The organism is Rhodobacter sp. P1_C2, assembly GCF_056406375.1.
Genome location: NZ_JBFUAG010000004.1, coordinates 207,559 through 222,144 on the forward strand (window position 1 = coordinate 207,559; position 14,586 = coordinate 222,144).

Consider the following 14,586-nt stretch of genomic DNA (forward strand, 5'->3'; position numbering starts at 1 on the left):
GCCCCACTTTCCCCCGCTTCACGCCCGCGTGAGGCCGGCGTGAAGATTTGCCGCAACGGACCGCGGAAAACGGAGGGATTCTTGGTTGCGAGGTGGCGGGGCCTATGCTAGAGCCGCCCCAATCTCAAAGAGACGCAGACACTATGTGTGCGCCAACGGAGGCTCTTGATCTGTCATAACGGCAGGTCGGGCGCCCAGACAGCGGAAGGGTTGACGTGTCGGAAACAGCATCCATCTCCCTCAGCATCGCCGGGCGCTATGCCCTGGCTCTATTTGAACTGGCAAAGGAAAGTGGCGCCCTGATGGCGCTGGAATCCGATGCCGATGCTCTGGGATCGGTTCTGACCGAAAGCCCCGAGCTGGGAGCGATGATTGCCTCCCCGGTGGTGAACCGGGACGAGCAAGCCGCTGCCATGGCCGCCGTGGCCGATCAAATGGGCCTCTCGGTGCTGACCAAGAACACTCTGGCCTTGATGGCACAAAAGCACCGTCTTTTCGTGCTGCCGCAGCTGGTGCAGGACCTCAAGTCCCGCATCGCCGAGGAAAAGGGCGAAGTGACGGCGGATGTGGCCTCGGCCACGGTCCTGACGGCGGGGCAGCGCGATGCGCTGGTGGCAGCCCTCAAGGCCAATGTCGGCAAGGACGTCAAACTGAACACCACCGTGGATGAAAGCCTCATCGGCGGTCTTATCGTCAAGCTGGGCTCGACCATGATCGACACGTCGGTCAAGGCCAAGCTCGCGGCACTCCAGAATGCAATGAAAGAGGTTGGGTGATGGGTATCCAGGCTGCTGAGATCTCTGCGATCCTGAAGGCGCAGATCAAGAACTTCGGTCAGGATGCCGAAGTCGCTGAAGTTGGTCGCGTGCTCTCCGTCGGTGACGGTATTGCGCGCGTCTACGGGCTGGACAATGTCCAGGCCGGTGAAATGGTCGAATTCCCCGGTGGTATCCGCGGGATGGCGCTGAACCTCGAGATCGACAACGTCGGTGTCGTGATCTTCGGTTCCGACCAGGACATCAAGGAAGGCGACACCGTCAAGCGCACCAAGTCCATCGTGGACGTGCCCGCCGGTGACGGCCTCCTCGGCCGCGTCGTGGACGCGCTGGGCAACCCGATCGACGGCAAGGGCCCGATCATGTTCGCCGAGCGTCGCGTCGCCGACGTGAAAGCCCCGGGCATCATTCCCCGCCAGTCGGTGCACGAGCCGATGGCCACCGGCCTCAAGGCCGTCGACGCCATGATCCCGATCGGCCGTGGCCAGCGCGAGCTGATCATCGGCGACCGTCAGACCGGCAAGACCGCCGTGGCGCTCGACGCGATCCTGAACCAGAAGGTCTATAACGACGCGGCTGGTGCGGACGAATCCAAGAAGCTCTACTGCATCTATGTCGCCATCGGTCAGAAGCGTTCGACCGTGGCCCAGCTGGTGAAGAAGCTGGAAGAAACCGGCGCGATGGCCTATTCGATCGTCGTGGCCGCCACCGCTTCGGACCCGGCGCCGATGCAGTTCCTCGCCCCGTTCGCCGCGACCGCGATGGGCGAATACTTCCGCGACAACGGCCGTCACGCCCTGATGATCTACGATGACCTGTCCAAGCAGGCCGTCGCCTACCGTCAGATGTCGCTCCTGCTGCGCCGCCCGCCGGGCCGCGAAGCCTATCCGGGTGACGTGTTCTACCTGCACTCGCGCCTGCTGGAGCGTTCGGCCAAGCTGAACGCCGACAATGGCTCGGGCTCGCTGACCGCACTGCCGATCATCGAAACCCAGGGCGGCGACATTTCGGCCTTCATTCCGACCAACGTGATCTCGATCACCGACGGCCAGATCTTCCTTGAAGGCGAGCTTTTCTACCAGGGTATCCGCCCGGCCGTGAACACCGGTCTGTCGGTGTCGCGCGTGGGCTCCTCGGCCCAGACCAACGCGATGAAGTCGGTGGCCGGCAAGGTGAAGCTGGAACTGGCGCAGTACCGCGAAATGGCGGCCTTCGCGCAGTTCGGTTCCGACCTCGACGCCTCGACCCAGGCTCTGCTGAACCGCGGTTCGCGCCTGACCGAGCTGATGAAGCAGCCGCAATACTCGCCGCTGACCAATGCCGAAATCGTCTGCGTCATCTTCGCCGGTGCCAATGGCTATCTCGACAAGGTCGCCGTCAAGGACGTGGGCCGCTACGAAGCGGGCCTCCTGAAGCACCTGCGCACCAAGGGTGCAGCGCTTCTGGCGGACATCACGGCGAAAGACCGCAAGGTCGCCGGCGATCTGGAAAAAGCTATTCGGGCCGAGCTGGACGCATTCGCCAAAGACTTCGCGTAATTTAGGTCCAGGAGCAGCACAATGCCCAGCTTGAAGGACTTAAAGAACCGGATCGGCAGCGTGAAGAACACGCGCAAGATCACGAAGGCGATGCAGATGGTCTCTGCGGCGAAACTTCGCCGCGCGCAGGACTCTGCCGAAGCCGCCCGGCCCTATGCCGAGCGGATGGCGGCGGTGATGGCGGGACTTGCCGCCTCTGTCGGCACCAGCGATGGCGCGCCCCGGCTTCTGGCCGGGACGGGCGCGGACAAAGTGCACCTCCTGGTCGTGATGACCTCGGAGCGTGGCCTCTGCGGCGGTTTCAACACGACCATCGTCCGGCTGGCCCGGGCGAAGATCGCGGAGCTGCTGGCGGCCGGCAAAACGGTGAAGATCCTCACCGTCGGCAAGAAGGGCCGCGAGCAGATGCGCCGCGAATATGGCCAGTACTTCGTCGGTCATGTCGACATGAGCGAGGTCAAGCGGATGGGTTACGCCAATGCGCGTGACGTCGCCCGCGAGATCCTGAGCCGTTTCGACGCCGGCGAATGCGATGTGGTCACGCTGTTCTACAACCGCTTCCAATCGGTGATCAGCCAGATCCCGACGGCGCTTCAGGTCATTCCGGCCAAGTTCGAGGGCCCGGCCCAGGCTTCGGTCGTCTATGACTATGAACCGTCCGAGGAACTGATCCTGGCCGACCTTCTGCCGCGTGCCGTGGCCACCCAGGTCTTCACGGCCCTGCTGGAGAATGCGGCGTCGGAACAAGGTGCGCGGATGAGCGCGATGGACAATGCCACCCGCAACGCGGGCGACATGATCAACAAGATGACCATCGTCTACAACCGCTCGCGTCAGGCCGCGATCACCAAGGAACTTATCGAAATCATTTCGGGCGCCGAGGCGCTCTGAGGAACCGGAGAGACACCATGTCACAAGGTAAAATCACCCAGGTGATCGGCGCCGTGGTCGACGTTCAGTTTGATGGCGCGCTGCCGGCGATTCTGAACGCTGTGATCACCGACAACAACGGCAAGAAGCTGGTGATGGAAGTCGCCCAGCACCTTGGCGAAAACACCGTCCGCTGCATCGCCATGGACGCGACCGAAGGTCTGGTCCGCGGCGCCATCGTCACCAACTCGGGCGCTCCGATCTCGGTGCCGGTGGGCGACGCAACGCTCGGCCGCATCCTCAACGTCATCGGCGAGCCGGTGGACGAAAAGGGCCCGGTCAACGCGACCGAATTCCGCGCCATCCACCAGAAGGCCCCGACCTTCGCCGAACAATCGACCGAGTCGATCGTTCTGGTCACCGGCATCAAGGTCATCGACCTGCTGGCACCCTACGCCAAGGGCGGCAAGATCGGCCTCTTCGGCGGCGCCGGTGTGGGCAAGACCGTTCTGATCATGGAACTGATCAACAACATCGCCAAGGTGCACTCGGGCTACTCCGTGTTTGCCGGCGTGGGCGAGCGGACCCGTGAGGGCAACGACCTCTACCACGAAATGATCGAATCCGGGGTTATCAACCTGGAAGACATGACCAAGTCGAAAGTGGCGCTGGTCTATGGTCAGATGAACGAACCGCCGGGCGCCCGTGCGCGTGTAGCTCTGACCGGTCTGACGCTGGCCGAGCAGTTCCGCGACCAGTCCGGCACCGACGTTCTGTTCTTCGTCGACAACATCTTCCGCTTCACCCAAGCTGGTTCGGAAGTGTCGGCTCTGCTGGGTCGTATCCCCTCCGCCGTGGGCTATCAGCCGACGCTGGCGACCGACATGGGCGCCCTGCAAGAGCGGATCACCTCGACCAAGAACGGCTCGATCACCTCGGTTCAGGCCATCTACGTTCCGGCCGACGACCTCACCGACCCGGCGCCTGCGACCTCGTTTGCCCACCTTGACGCCACGACCGTTCTGTCGCGCGCCATCTCCGAACTCGGCATCTACCCGGCCGTGGACCCGCTCGACTCGTCGTCGCGCCTCCTCGACCCGGCCGTGATCGGCGAAGAGCACTACAACGTCGCCCGTTCGGTGCAGGGCGTGCTGCAACGCTACAAGTCGCTGCAGGACATCATCGCCATCCTCGGCATGGACGAATTGTCGGAAGAAGACAAACTGACCGTGGCCCGTGCCCGCAAGATCCAGCGTTTCCTGAGCCAGCCCTTCGACGTGGCAAAGGTCTTCACCGGGTCGGACGGCAAGCAGGTTCCGCTGGAAGAGACCATCAAGTCCTTCAAGGCGGTGGTTGCCGGCGAATACGACCACCTGCCGGAAGCGGCCTTCTACATGGTGGGCGGCATCCAGGAAGTCATCGAAAAGGCCCAGCGTCTGGCTGCGGCCGCAGCGTAAGAGGGCATCATGGCAGGCACCCTGCAATTTGACCTCGTGAGCCCGGAGAAGCGCCTTGCTTCGATGGCCGCGACCGAGGTGCTGATCCCCGGCACCGAGGGCGACCTGACCGCGATGGAGGGCCATGCGCCCACCATCGTCACCCTGCGCACCGGCACCTTGCGGGTTGTGGGTGTCGATGGCGCGATCAAGTCCTATGTCGTGACCGGCGGCTTTGCCGAAATCAACGGCTCCAGCGTCTCGGTGCTGGCCGAGCGTGTCGTCCCTTTTGAAGAGGCGACCGGCACGATCATCGACACGATCCTCGCCGAGGCCCGTTCGCTGGCCGCCGCGGCCTTGCCGGAAGACAAGGACATGGCGGAAAAAAACGTCGCTGACGCCTTGGCCCTGCACGACGCGATCCTCAAGGGCCATTGAGGCCCCGGGGTTTGCGAACCGGCTGAACTTCACCAAGGCTGCCACAATTCTGACAAGGCCCCGCCACAGCGGGGCCTTTCTCATTGCGCGATTTGTGATTATCACTTGTGCATGGTCCTTTCAGAGGCAGCATGAAGCGCATATCGACGGGCAAGATTGGCATTTCGCAGGGAAGCAGGGTTCTGTTTTCCGATTTTGCCGATGGCGGGAAGATGTGGACGGGGCAGGGCGAGCGGGAAAGCCGCCATGCCATCACCTTCAAGGAGGCCTACCGCACCGCACCCGCCGTGATGGTCAGCATGTCGATGTGGGACATCGACAACCGCCACACCCAGCGCGCCGATATCGCGGCCGAGAAGATCACCGAAAGCGGCTTTGAACTGGTGTTCCGCACCTGGGGCGACACCCGCGTCGCCCGGGTCCGCGCCGACTGGACCGCGATCGGCGCGGTGCGCGACGAGGACGACTGGGAAATCGACTGACCCTTGCCGCGCCTGTGTCGCCTTTGGTGCTCGGTCAGAAGGCATAGGCCAGCCGCAGGCCGCCCCAATGCCGGCCCTGCACGGTGATCGGCGCCGAGATGTCCTTCATCATCAGGAAGGTGCCGCCACCCATGTCGCGGCGGTAGATCTGCAACAGGAAAGGCTCGGTCGAGCGTCCGGCGCCGAGGCCGACGCGGTCGTTGAACATCCGCCGGTGCCGCGCATGGGCCGCGTTCCAGACCGGATCAGCGCCCTGCGGCTGCGAGAATTTGCGGTTATGCGTCGGCAGATAGCCGTTGCGGTCCACCGCGGCGCAAAAGACGATCCTGGGGTTTTCGGCGAGGACCGGTTCCTGCACCGGCGGGAACAGCCGGTCGGTCAGGGCGGTGAAAGGGGCGACGAACTGCTTCGGGTCCGATCCCGGCACCGGGCGGTAATCGCCGCTGAAAAGGTCGGCCATGGTGATCTCGCCGCGCTGCACCGCCTGTTCCAGCGCGGTGGAAAGTCGCGCGGCATTGGCGATCACCGCCTCGATCATCGGCTGGTCGCTGGTGGCGCCGCCCATCTGGACCAGGCGCTGGATCATCCCCTCGCTGAGGCGGATCAGCTCCGACACCCGGCGGCGCGCCTCGCCCACCTTGGTCGCCTGCTCCTCCACCCCGGAATCGAGCGCCCGGAAGGCCGGGCCGAAACTGTCCATCGCCGTCCGCATGCATGCCGTATCGCCCGCGATGGTCGAGGCCAGCGTGCCGCCAGACCGCGCCACGGTGGAGAGCGCCTCCATCGTCTGTTCGGCCTCGGCCAACTCGCCCAGGCTGCCCTGCGCCGCGGCGGCGACCCGGCGCGCATCCTGGCGCAGGGCTGCAATCTCGGCCACCAGCAGGCCCACGGTGTCCGAGATCACCGCGGCCGCCTGCGCCGTCTGTTGCGACAGCGTGTTGATCGCATCGGCCACCACCGCAAAACCCCGGCCCGAGGCGCCTGCGCGGGCCGCCTCGATCTTGGCGTTGATCGCCAGGATGTTCACCTCGCGCGCGATATGCAGGATGCGGCCGTTGGAGGATTGCGTCCGGTCCACCGTGTCATCGACCTGGCTCAGCCGGTCGTCCAGCCCGCTGACCCAGCTGAGCACGCTCTGGCTTGACCCCATCACGGTTGAAAGCTTGTCCGCCGACTGGCCGAGGGTCTGCACCATGCCGCCGATCGACTGGCCCAGCTTCTCGCTCGCCTCGATCATCGTGTGGCTGGCCTGACCCAGGCCCTGCGCCGCGCGCCGCGCCTCGACCAGCTGCGCGGTCTGCTGCTGCGCCGAGGCTTCCGCGCCATCCAGAAAGCCCGCGACATCGACGATGTCATGGCCCAGCCGGATCGTCGCCTCCGCCATCTCGTCCAGGGCGGGGTCGCGGTGGGGCAAAGGCTCGATAAGCCGGGTGGCAAATTGGGCGGTCATGCGGGCACTGATCCTTGGGGTTCAGCGCAGCATGACCGCCCGACGTTTAGAAATGCTGAACAGGGCTCAGCGCTGATACATGCCTTCGTAGATCGGCACGAGGGTTTCCGTCTCGAAGAGGGAGGAGACCGAGGTGCCGTTCCAGATGTTCAGAATCGCCTGCGCGAACATCGGTGCGGTCGGCACGATGCGGATATTGGTGGCGTTGCGCACCTCTTCCGAGGGTTCGATGGAATCGGTGATCACCAGCGATTTCATCGCCGAACCCGCGACCCGCGCCACGGCCCCGTTGGAGAGAACGCCGTGGGTGATATAGGAATGCACCTCCTTGGCGCCGCTTTTCATCAGAAGATCGGCGGCCTTGCAGAGCGTGCCGGCGGTGTCGGCGATGTCATCGACGATGATGCAGACCTTGCCTTCGACATTGCCGATCACCGTCATCTCGGCCACTTCGCCGGCCTTCTCGCGCCGCTTGTCGACGATGGCGAGCGGGGCATTGATCCGCTTGGCCAGCTCGCGCGCGCGGGCCACGCCACCCACGTCGGGCGAGATGACCATGATGTCGGTCATCTTGTCCTTGAAGTGATGCTCGATATCCAGCGCAAAGACTGGCGAGGCGTAGAGGTTGTCCACCGGAATGTCGAAGAAGCCCTGGATCTGCGCGGCATGGAGGTCGAGCGTCAGAACCCGGTCAATCCCGGCCTCGGTGATCATGTTGGCGACCAGCTTGGCGGTGATCGGCGTGCGGGCCTTGGCGCGGCGGTCCTGGCGGGCATAGCCGAAATAGGGGATCACGGCCGAAATCCGGTCCGCCGAGGACCGGCGCAGCGCGTCGGCCATGATCAGCAGTTCCATCAGGTTGTCATTCGCCGGGTTCGAGGTCGGCTGGATGATGTACATATCCTCGCCGCGGACGTTCTCGTAGACCTCGACGAAGATCTCGGCATCGTTGAACCGTTCGACGCGGGCGTCGACCAGGTTGACGGACATGCCACGATGCATCGACATGCGACGGGCGATGGCTTTGGCCAGGCTCATGTTGGCATTGCCAGCGATGAGCTTCGGTTCGGTGATTACGGGCATATTCTATCCTTGCGCTCAGCGCAGGCTGGCAGGCCTGGCATGACGGATTCGTGACGTTGACACCGCTTATCAACCTTCTAGGGTCTTGCAAACCAGTGTGACCGCTAACCGGAGATCAGGATGCCGCAGATCGAGTATTTCTTTTCCACCATCTCGCCCTTTTGCTATCTGGCGGGCGGGCGGCTGGAGGAAGTGGCGGCGAAGCATGGGGCCGAGGTCCGCTATATCCCGCTGGACCCGATGGCGCTTTTCCCGCGCACCGGGGGGCAGGTGCTGGCTGACCGGCATCAAAGCCGCAAGGATTACCGCCTGCAGGAACTGCGCCGCTGGTCCAAGCGGCTGGACATGAAGCTCGACCCCAAGCCGCCCTTCATGCCGGTGAACCCCGCGCCCTCTTCCTATGCGGTGCTGGCGGCAATCAAGGCGGGCGGTGGCGATCTGCCGGGGCTGGTGCAGGGCTTCTTGCGCGCCGTCTGGGCCGAGGGGCGCAATGTGGCCGAGGATGAGGTGGTCAAGGCGGTGCTCGCCGAACATGGTTTCGACCCTGCGATTGCCGACCGTTACATGCTGTCCGCGGCCGAGACCTATGGCCGCAACCTTGACGAGGCTATGGCGCGCGGTGTCTTCGGCGTGCCCTTCTACATCGTGGGCGAAGAGAAGTTCTGGGGTCAGGACCGGCTGGAGGATCTTGACCTGCATCTGGCCGGCAAGCTCTGAATGACCGACCTGCCGCCGCATCGCAGCTGGGCCCTCGGCGCGGCGCGCCCGGTTCTGGCGCTGCATTGCTCGCTTGCCCATGCCGGGGCCTGGGCGGGGATGGCGGGGCAGTTGCAGGGCGTGACCCTGACGGCGATGGACCTGCCGGGCCACGGCAAGGCGGCGGATTGGGATGGGGTCAGCGACCTGCATGCGCTGGCCACCGCTTCGGCGGTGGCCCTGGCCGAGGCGCTGGGGCAGGGCGCGCCGATCGACCTTCTGGGCCATTCCTTCGGCGGCACCGTGGCCCTGCGCATGGCGCTGACCCGGCCTGACCTGGTGCGCAGCCTCGTGCTCTTTGAGCCGGTCTTCTTCGCCGCCGCCCATGCCGACCCGAGCTTCGCAGACTTCACCCGCCATCATGCCGAGGTGACGCGGCTTGTGGCGGAAGGCGACAACCGTGGCGCGCTGCGGCTGTTCCATGCCGACTGGGGCGCCGGTCAGGCGCTGGAAACCTTGCCCGAGCGGATCCAGAGCTACATGGAAGACCGGATGCCGCTGATCCCGGCGCTGAATGGCGTTCTGGGCGAGGACGGCGCCCATATGCTGCGTCCCGGCGGGTTGGAGGCGGTCGCCGTGCCGGTCCTTCTGGCCGGAGGCACCATCAGTCCGCCGATCACCGCGGCGATCCACAAGGCGCTGGCGCAGCGTCTGCCACGCGCGAGGGTTGAGGCGCTGCCGGGGCTGGGCCATATGGCCCCGGTCACCGATGCCGGGGCGCTGGCGCCGCTGGTGCAGCGCCATCTTGAAGCCTGCTGACCCTCAGGCCTTCAGCGCGGTGAGAAGGGCATCCACATCCTCGGGCGTGGTGGACCAGCTGGCGACCAGACGCGCGCCCTCCAGACCCTCGGGGGCGGGCATCTCGTAATAGACGGCGCCGCGCGCGGTGGCGCGGGCATTGGTGCCCTTGGGCCAGGCGGGAAACAGCATGTTGGCCGGGGCGGGGTGCAGCAGGCTTGCCCCCGGCACCTGCGCCAGACCCTGCACCAGACGCGCGCCCATCGCATTGGCTTGCGCCGCGAGCCGCAGCCAAAGGCCATCGGTCAGAAAGGCCTCGAATTGTGCGGAAAGGAAGCGGTGCTTGGAGAAAAGGTGCCCGGCGCGCTTGCGGCGCAGCTCGAACTCCCAGGCCTTGGTCGGATCGAACAGAACCACCGCTTCCACCCCAAGGCAACCGCTCTTGGTGCCGCCAAGCGAGAGGACATCGATCCCGGCCTTCCAGGTCATCTCGGCCGGGGTGGCGCCGGTGGCGACCAGGGCATTGCCAAAGCGCGCGCCGTCCAGGTGGCAGGGCAGGCCCTGCGCCCGGGCCAGGGCGGTCAGGGCGGCGATCTCGGACGGAGTATAGACGGTGCCGGCCTCGGTCACATTGGTCAGGGAGAGCATGCCGCGCTGCACGCCATGCACGCCGCCAGTGCCGATCCGCGCCAGCGCGGCGCTCAGGCTTTGCGGCGTGATCTTGCCATGCTCGCCCGGCACCCCGATCAGCTTGGCCCCGCCCGAAAAGAACTCCGGCGCGCCGCATTCGTCGGTGGCGATATGCGCCTCGCCATGGGCGAAGACGGCCGACCACGGCGGGCAGAGCAGGGCGATCGACAGCGAATTGGCGGCAGTGCCGGTGGCGACCAGATAGACCTCGGCCTCGGGAGCCTCGAAAAGGTCGCGGATCTGCGCCTTGACCCGTGCCATGATTGGATCGGCGCCATAGCTGCGGGCGTAACCTTCGTTGGCGCGCATCAGGGCGGCCATGATTTCGGGTGCGCCACCCGAGGTATTGTCAGAGGCAAAGAACATCAGGGTCTCTCATCAATCAGGTATTCGTCCCAGACTTCTTCGGGGACTTCGACTTCCGACACCGTCCAACCGCGGACCGAGATCCCCGCCGCATGGGTGCTTTCGGGGTCACCGGTCAGCAGAGGGTGCCATTCCGGCAGATCCTTGCCCTCGTAAAGCAGACGATAGGCGCAGGTGCGCGGCATCCAATAGGCGATCTTGGGCAGGGTTTTGGGCGACAGGCGGACGCATTCGGGCACATATTGGTGCCGGGTTTCATATTTCGAACAGCGGCAGGTCTCGCCATCCAGGAGCTTGCAGGCGACGCGGGTGAACTCGACCTCGCCGGTGTCTTCATATTCCAGCTTGTTGAGGCAGCACTTGCCGCAGCCGTCACACAAGGCCTCCCATTCGGCGGGGGTCAGCTTGGTCAGCGGCAGATGCCAGAAGTCGGGGCGCAGGTTTGTCATGGCGCGCAGAGTGCCGGGAATTGCGGGGAATGGGAAGTCAGGAAAGGAGCGCCCGCGCCCGGTCGCAATCCGCCGCCATCTGGGTCATCAGCGCGGGCAAGCCGTCGAACTTCATCTCGGGGCGCAGGTATTCGACCAGGGCCACCGAAAGGTGCTGGCCATAGAGATCGCCCTTGAAGTCGAAGATGAAGGTTTCAAGATTGGGCAGGTTGGTGCCGAACATCGGCCGCACGCCAAGGCTGGCAGCGCCGATGTAATGCCCCGCCTGCGGCCCGGTCAGCACATCGACCTGCACCGCATAGACGCCAAGCTTGGGCAGATGCAGCCCCGCCACCGACATGTTGGCGGTCGGATAGCCCAGCTCACGCCCGCGCTTTTCGCCGTGGATCACCTCACCGTCGATCCGGTGCCAATGGCCGAGCATGGCGGCGGCATCGCGCGGCCGCCCCTCGGCCAAAGCGGTGCGGATCGCGGTGGAGGAGATATCCGTCCCCTCGTGCCGCACCAGATCGGCCACCGTCACGCCAAAGCCATGGGCCCGGCCCAAGGCCACCAGATCCTCCGCCGTGCCGGCCCGCGCCTTGCCAAAGCGGAAGTCATTGCCCACCACGACATGGGACACTCCCAAGCCCTCGGCCAGCACGTCGCGGGCAAAGGCCTCGGGCGTCAGGCCTGCCAAAGTCGCATCGAAGGGCAGCTCGTACAACTCCTGCACGCCCAGCTTCGCCAGCCGGTTGGCCCGCGATTCCGCGTTCATCAGCCGGAAGGGCGCGGCGTGCGGGGCAAAGACCTCGCGCGGGTGGGGTTCGAAGGTGACGATTCCCAGGGGCGCCGTGCCGCGGGCGAGGTTTATCACCGCCTGATGGCCCAGATGGACGCCGTCGAAATTGCCCATGGCGACGGAGGCTCCGCGCGCGTCAGGGGCAAGCCCTTGCCAATGCTTGCTTATCCGCATTCTTCCCCGGGTGCGGGGCCTGTCCCCGTCAGTCGAACTTGCGGCTTGGCGCCAGAACCAGCGCCTCGCCTTTCAAGACCACGGTATTGCCCACCATGCAGTAGGTTTCAAGCGTAACCCGGCGCTTGGCATGGTCGATGGCGGTGACTTTCACAAATGCCTCCAAAAGATCACCCGGGCGCACCGGCGCCATGAAGCGCAGGCTTTGCGAGAGATAGACCGTGCCATGGCCGGGCAATTGCTCGCCCACCACGGCGGAAATCAGGCTGGCGGTCAGCATGCCATGCGCGATGCGGCCCTGAAACATCGTCTCCTGCGCATAGGCCTCGTCCAGATGCACCGGGTTCCGGTCGGTCGAGACATCGGCAAAGGCGAGGATGTCATGGTCGGTGATCTGCTTCTTGCGCGAGCGGATCATGCCGATTTCCATATCTTCGATGCAGATCGTCTCGGGCGCGTGGTTGTCGAACATGATTCCCTCCGGGTTGCGGGCAGACTAGCAAATGCCGCAACGCAGCGCAATCCGTCACGCAAGATAATTGCGCATGGAAGCGTAAGGGGGAAAGACTGTTGCTCGCCTACCGCAGCTTGCCGATCGAATAGCGCGCCGACATCTGCCGCGCCGCCAGCCAGCTTTCCAGCAAGCCCTTGTCCGGGTTCTCGGAATCCGCCCCGAACTCGGCGGCAGAGATCCCGCCGGTGACGAACAGCACATCCAGCCCCTCGGCCATCGCCCCCTGTACATCGGTGCCGATCCCGTCGCCGATGCAGAGGATTTCTGCATTGCGGCGCAGGCCAAGCGCCTCCAGCCTGCGGCGGGCGAGGTCATAGACCGGCGGATGCGGCTTGCCGAAATACATGGTGGCGCCGCCCAAAGCCTCGTAGGCCTGGGCAATCGCCCCGGCGCAGTAAAGCCGCTTGTCGCCGTAATCGACGATGATATCGGGATTGGCGCAAAGCATGGTCAGCCCGGCATTCTTCGCCCGCATCAGGTCCAGCCGGTAATCCTCGGGCGTCTCGGTCATGTCATCGCGCAGACCGGTGCAGATGACGACCTCGGCCTCTTCGGCGGGCACGCGGGTGATCGGCACCGGGGTCAGGTCGGGCGGCAGATCGGTGAAGAAGGGCTCGTCCTTGTCGGCGCCGATGAAGAAGGCCCGGGTACCGAAGGCACCGGAAAACAGCGCATATTGCGTCGCATCGCCCGAGCTGACCACGATATCCCAGGCATCGCGCGGCACGCCCATCCCGTCCAGCTGGCGGATCACGCTGCCGTTCGGGCGCGGCGCGTTGGTGAGAAGCACGACCTTGCCGCCCTTGGCGCGATAGGCCTGCAGCGCCGCGACCGCCGCCGGAAAGGGCGCCTTGCCGTTGTGCAAGCAACCCCAGAGGTCACAGAACACCGCATCATAACGGCTGCCGATGTCAGAGAGGTTCCGGATCAGTTCGGTCATCTTGCGCCCTTCGCCCATGCTTGATCCGGGCCTATCTAGCGCGCGTCACCCGGAAATGACAGCGGGCCGGAAGGATTTTCCGGCCCGCAGGCAAAGAGAACAGGTCTGTCCGGTAGGATGGGCCATTGGCCCATCCGGGTCAGAGCTTCAGCGCCGGGATGATCTGCTTCTTGCGGCTCATGATGCCGGGCAGAACCACGGTGTCGCCGGTCACTTTCACGTCGAAGGAGGCTTCGGCCATCTGCTTGACCAGATCGTTCGGCACCAGAAGCGTCGCTTCTTCCTTCAGGATGTCGACGACGAACAGCAGGACCTGATCCGCGCCGTCTTCCTTGGCCACACCGACCATCGACTCCATCAGCGAGGCTTTGCGGTCCAGCACGATCTTCGGCGCGGTGGTCTCCAGGACCGAAACCCGCAGTTCCTTGCCGGCGACGTTGTATTCCTTGGAATCCATCCGCAGCAAAGCGGCATCCGAGAAGGCCGAGATGTCGGACTTGGCCTCGAACAGCTGGGTCGCGAAGGCACCGATGTCGACACCCAGTTCGGCCGCCAGCGATTCCGCCACGTCGCGGTCATGCTCGGTCGTGGTGGGCGAGCGGAACTCCAGCGTGTCGGAGAGGATGCAGGACAGCATCGCGCCCTTGATCGCGCGCGGCGCCTTGGCGATATCGGCACCCATCAGGTCGAACATGATGGTGGCGGTGCAGGCCAGCGGGCGGATCGTGATGTTGATCGGCGATTTGGTCTTGAGGCCACCCACCAGCATGTGGTGGTCGATGATGCCGATGACCTGCGCGTCATTGATCGCGGCGGGCAGTTCGGCGGGGTTGTTGGTGTCGACGATGACGACGGTGTCAGCCGCGGTCACATCCGCAATGATCTCGGGCTTGGGCAGGTCCCAGTGCTTCAGCACGAAGGCGGCTTCGGTATTGGGCTCGCCCAGCAGGCAGGGCTTGGCCGGGGTGCCTTTGACTTCAGACAGATACCAGGCCCAGACGATGGGAGAGCCGGTGGAATCGGTGTCGGGGGATTTGTGGCCGAAAACCTTGATGGTCATGGGATGCCCTTTGGAAAACTGGATTCCGGCGCCTTATAGGTTGCC

The 14,586-nt window shown here is 64.8% G+C and carries 16 protein-coding genes; 8 read left to right on the forward strand and 8 right to left on the reverse strand.

Annotated features, from left to right (window positions below; genetic code table 11):
- Window positions 1-215: 215 nt before the first annotated feature.
- From AC1DZT_RS08120 to AC1DZT_RS08145, 6 genes are all read left to right on the forward strand, one after another.
- A complete protein-coding gene (locus AC1DZT_RS08120; protein WP_478006113.1) occupies window positions 216-776 on the forward strand; it encodes a F0F1 ATP synthase subunit delta in 561 nt (186 codons plus the stop codon).
- Complete coding sequence (gene atpA / locus AC1DZT_RS08125; protein WP_478006114.1) at window positions 776-2,314, forward strand: F0F1 ATP synthase subunit alpha; 1,539 nt, start codon at window positions 776-778, stop codon at window positions 2,312-2,314. The genes AC1DZT_RS08120 and atpA overlap by 1 nt, the downstream gene beginning before the upstream one ends.
- A gap of 21 nt (window positions 2,315-2,335) precedes the next feature.
- A complete protein-coding gene (locus tag AC1DZT_RS08130) occupies window positions 2,336-3,205 on the forward strand; it encodes a F0F1 ATP synthase subunit gamma (RefSeq protein WP_478006115.1) in 870 nt (289 codons plus the stop codon).
- Between the two features lie 17 nt (window positions 3,206-3,222).
- On the forward strand, window positions 3,223-4,641 hold the full coding sequence (gene atpD, locus AC1DZT_RS08135; RefSeq protein WP_478006116.1) for a F0F1 ATP synthase subunit beta: 1,419 nt from the start codon (window positions 3,223-3,225) through the stop codon (window positions 4,639-4,641).
- 9 nt (window positions 4,642-4,650) lie between these two features.
- Complete coding sequence (locus AC1DZT_RS08140; protein ID WP_478006117.1) at window positions 4,651-5,058, forward strand: F0F1 ATP synthase subunit epsilon; 408 nt, start codon at window positions 4,651-4,653, stop codon at window positions 5,056-5,058.
- A 131-nt stretch (window positions 5,059-5,189) separates the two neighbouring features.
- Complete coding sequence (locus AC1DZT_RS08145; RefSeq protein ID WP_478006118.1) at window positions 5,190-5,540, forward strand: H-type lectin domain-containing protein; 351 nt, start codon at window positions 5,190-5,192, stop codon at window positions 5,538-5,540.
- A 34-nt stretch (window positions 5,541-5,574) separates the two neighbouring features.
- On the opposite strand, the gene AC1DZT_RS08150 is transcribed toward AC1DZT_RS08145, so the two are convergent.
- On the reverse strand, window positions 5,575-6,990 hold the full coding sequence (locus tag AC1DZT_RS08150) for a methyl-accepting chemotaxis protein (RefSeq protein WP_478006119.1): 1,416 nt from the start codon (window positions 6,988-6,990) through the stop codon (window positions 5,575-5,577).
- Window positions 6,991-7,056: 66 nt separating this feature from the next.
- On the reverse strand, window positions 7,057-8,073 hold the full coding sequence (locus AC1DZT_RS08155; RefSeq protein WP_478006120.1) for a ribose-phosphate pyrophosphokinase: 1,017 nt from the start codon (window positions 8,071-8,073) through the stop codon (window positions 7,057-7,059).
- 120 nt (window positions 8,074-8,193) lie between these two features.
- Between AC1DZT_RS08155 and AC1DZT_RS08160 the strand changes: the two genes are divergently transcribed.
- Both AC1DZT_RS08160 and AC1DZT_RS08165 read left to right on the forward strand, forming a co-directional pair.
- The gene (locus tag AC1DZT_RS08160) at window positions 8,194-8,790 is read left to right on the forward strand and encodes a DsbA family protein (protein WP_478006121.1); all 597 of its coding nucleotides are present in this window, start codon (window positions 8,194-8,196) and stop codon (window positions 8,788-8,790) included.
- On the forward strand, window positions 8,791-9,588 hold the full coding sequence (locus AC1DZT_RS08165) for an alpha/beta fold hydrolase (RefSeq protein ID WP_478006122.1): 798 nt from the start codon (window positions 8,791-8,793) through the stop codon (window positions 9,586-9,588).
- A 3-nt stretch (window positions 9,589-9,591) separates the two neighbouring features.
- Here the strand turns inward: AC1DZT_RS08165 and AC1DZT_RS08170 are convergent, their stop codons facing one another.
- The 6 genes from AC1DZT_RS08170 to AC1DZT_RS08195 form a co-directional block, all read right to left on the reverse strand.
- Window positions 9,592-10,623, reverse strand: coding sequence for a threonine aldolase family protein (locus tag AC1DZT_RS08170; RefSeq protein WP_478006123.1), 1,032 nt, complete (start codon window positions 10,621-10,623; stop codon window positions 9,592-9,594).
- Window positions 10,623-11,072, reverse strand: coding sequence for a YcgN family cysteine cluster protein (locus AC1DZT_RS08175; protein ID WP_478006124.1), 450 nt, complete (start codon window positions 11,070-11,072; stop codon window positions 10,623-10,625). The genes AC1DZT_RS08170 and AC1DZT_RS08175 overlap by 1 nt, the downstream gene beginning before the upstream one ends.
- A gap of 37 nt (window positions 11,073-11,109) precedes the next feature.
- Window positions 11,110-12,027, reverse strand: a complete 918-nt coding sequence (locus tag AC1DZT_RS08180; RefSeq protein ID WP_478006125.1) for a bifunctional riboflavin kinase/FAD synthetase — start codon at window positions 12,025-12,027, stop codon at window positions 11,110-11,112.
- A gap of 28 nt (window positions 12,028-12,055) precedes the next feature.
- Window positions 12,056-12,499 carry a MaoC family dehydratase gene (locus AC1DZT_RS08185; protein ID WP_478006126.1) on the reverse strand — a complete coding sequence of 148 codons (444 nt, stop codon included), beginning with the start codon at window positions 12,497-12,499 and terminating at the stop codon, window positions 12,056-12,058.
- A gap of 106 nt (window positions 12,500-12,605) precedes the next feature.
- Window positions 12,606-13,481, reverse strand: coding sequence for a TIGR01459 family HAD-type hydrolase (locus AC1DZT_RS08190; protein WP_478006127.1), 876 nt, complete (start codon window positions 13,479-13,481; stop codon window positions 12,606-12,608).
- Between the two features lie 139 nt (window positions 13,482-13,620).
- Entirely contained in the window at window positions 13,621-14,541 is a 921-nt protein-coding gene (locus AC1DZT_RS08195) for a manganese-dependent inorganic pyrophosphatase (RefSeq protein WP_478006128.1), read from the reverse strand.
- Between the last annotated feature and the right edge of the window lie 45 nt (window positions 14,542-14,586).

Excerpts from the sequence above, each read along its gene's own strand:
- atpA (WP_478006114.1), top strand. The coding sequence starts at position 776 with ATGGGTATCCAGGCTGCTGAGATCTCTGCGATCCTGAAGGCGCAGATC.
- AC1DZT_RS08130 (WP_478006115.1), top strand. The coding sequence starts at position 2,336 with ATGCCCAGCTTGAAGGACTTAAAGAACCGGATCGGCAGCGTGAAGAAC.
- atpD (WP_478006116.1), top strand. The coding sequence starts at position 3,223 with ATGTCACAAGGTAAAATCACCCAGGTGATCGGCGCCGTGGTCGACGTT.
- AC1DZT_RS08140 (WP_478006117.1), top strand. The coding sequence starts at position 4,651 with ATGGCAGGCACCCTGCAATTTGACCTCGTGAGCCCGGAGAAGCGCCTT.
- AC1DZT_RS08145 (WP_478006118.1), top strand. The coding sequence starts at position 5,190 with ATGAAGCGCATATCGACGGGCAAGATTGGCATTTCGCAGGGAAGCAGG.
- AC1DZT_RS08150 (WP_478006119.1), bottom strand. The coding sequence starts at position 6,990 with ATGACCGCCCAATTTGCCACCCGGCTTATCGAGCCTTTGCCCCACCGC.
- AC1DZT_RS08155 (WP_478006120.1), bottom strand. The coding sequence starts at position 8,073 with ATGCCCGTAATCACCGAACCGAAGCTCATCGCTGGCAATGCCAACATG.
- AC1DZT_RS08160 (WP_478006121.1), top strand. The coding sequence starts at position 8,194 with ATGCCGCAGATCGAGTATTTCTTTTCCACCATCTCGCCCTTTTGCTAT.
- AC1DZT_RS08165 (WP_478006122.1), top strand. The coding sequence starts at position 8,791 with ATGACCGACCTGCCGCCGCATCGCAGCTGGGCCCTCGGCGCGGCGCGC.
- AC1DZT_RS08170 (WP_478006123.1), bottom strand. The coding sequence starts at position 10,623 with ATGTTCTTTGCCTCTGACAATACCTCGGGTGGCGCACCCGAAATCATG.
- AC1DZT_RS08175 (WP_478006124.1), bottom strand. The coding sequence starts at position 11,072 with ATGACAAACCTGCGCCCCGACTTCTGGCATCTGCCGCTGACCAAGCTG.
- AC1DZT_RS08180 (WP_478006125.1), bottom strand. The coding sequence starts at position 12,027 with ATGCGGATAAGCAAGCATTGGCAAGGGCTTGCCCCTGACGCGCGCGGA.
- AC1DZT_RS08185 (WP_478006126.1), bottom strand. The coding sequence starts at position 12,499 with ATGTTCGACAACCACGCGCCCGAGACGATCTGCATCGAAGATATGGAA.
- AC1DZT_RS08190 (WP_478006127.1), bottom strand. The coding sequence starts at position 13,481 with ATGACCGAACTGATCCGGAACCTCTCTGACATCGGCAGCCGTTATGAT.
- AC1DZT_RS08195 (WP_478006128.1), bottom strand. The coding sequence starts at position 14,541 with ATGACCATCAAGGTTTTCGGCCACAAATCCCCCGACACCGATTCCACC.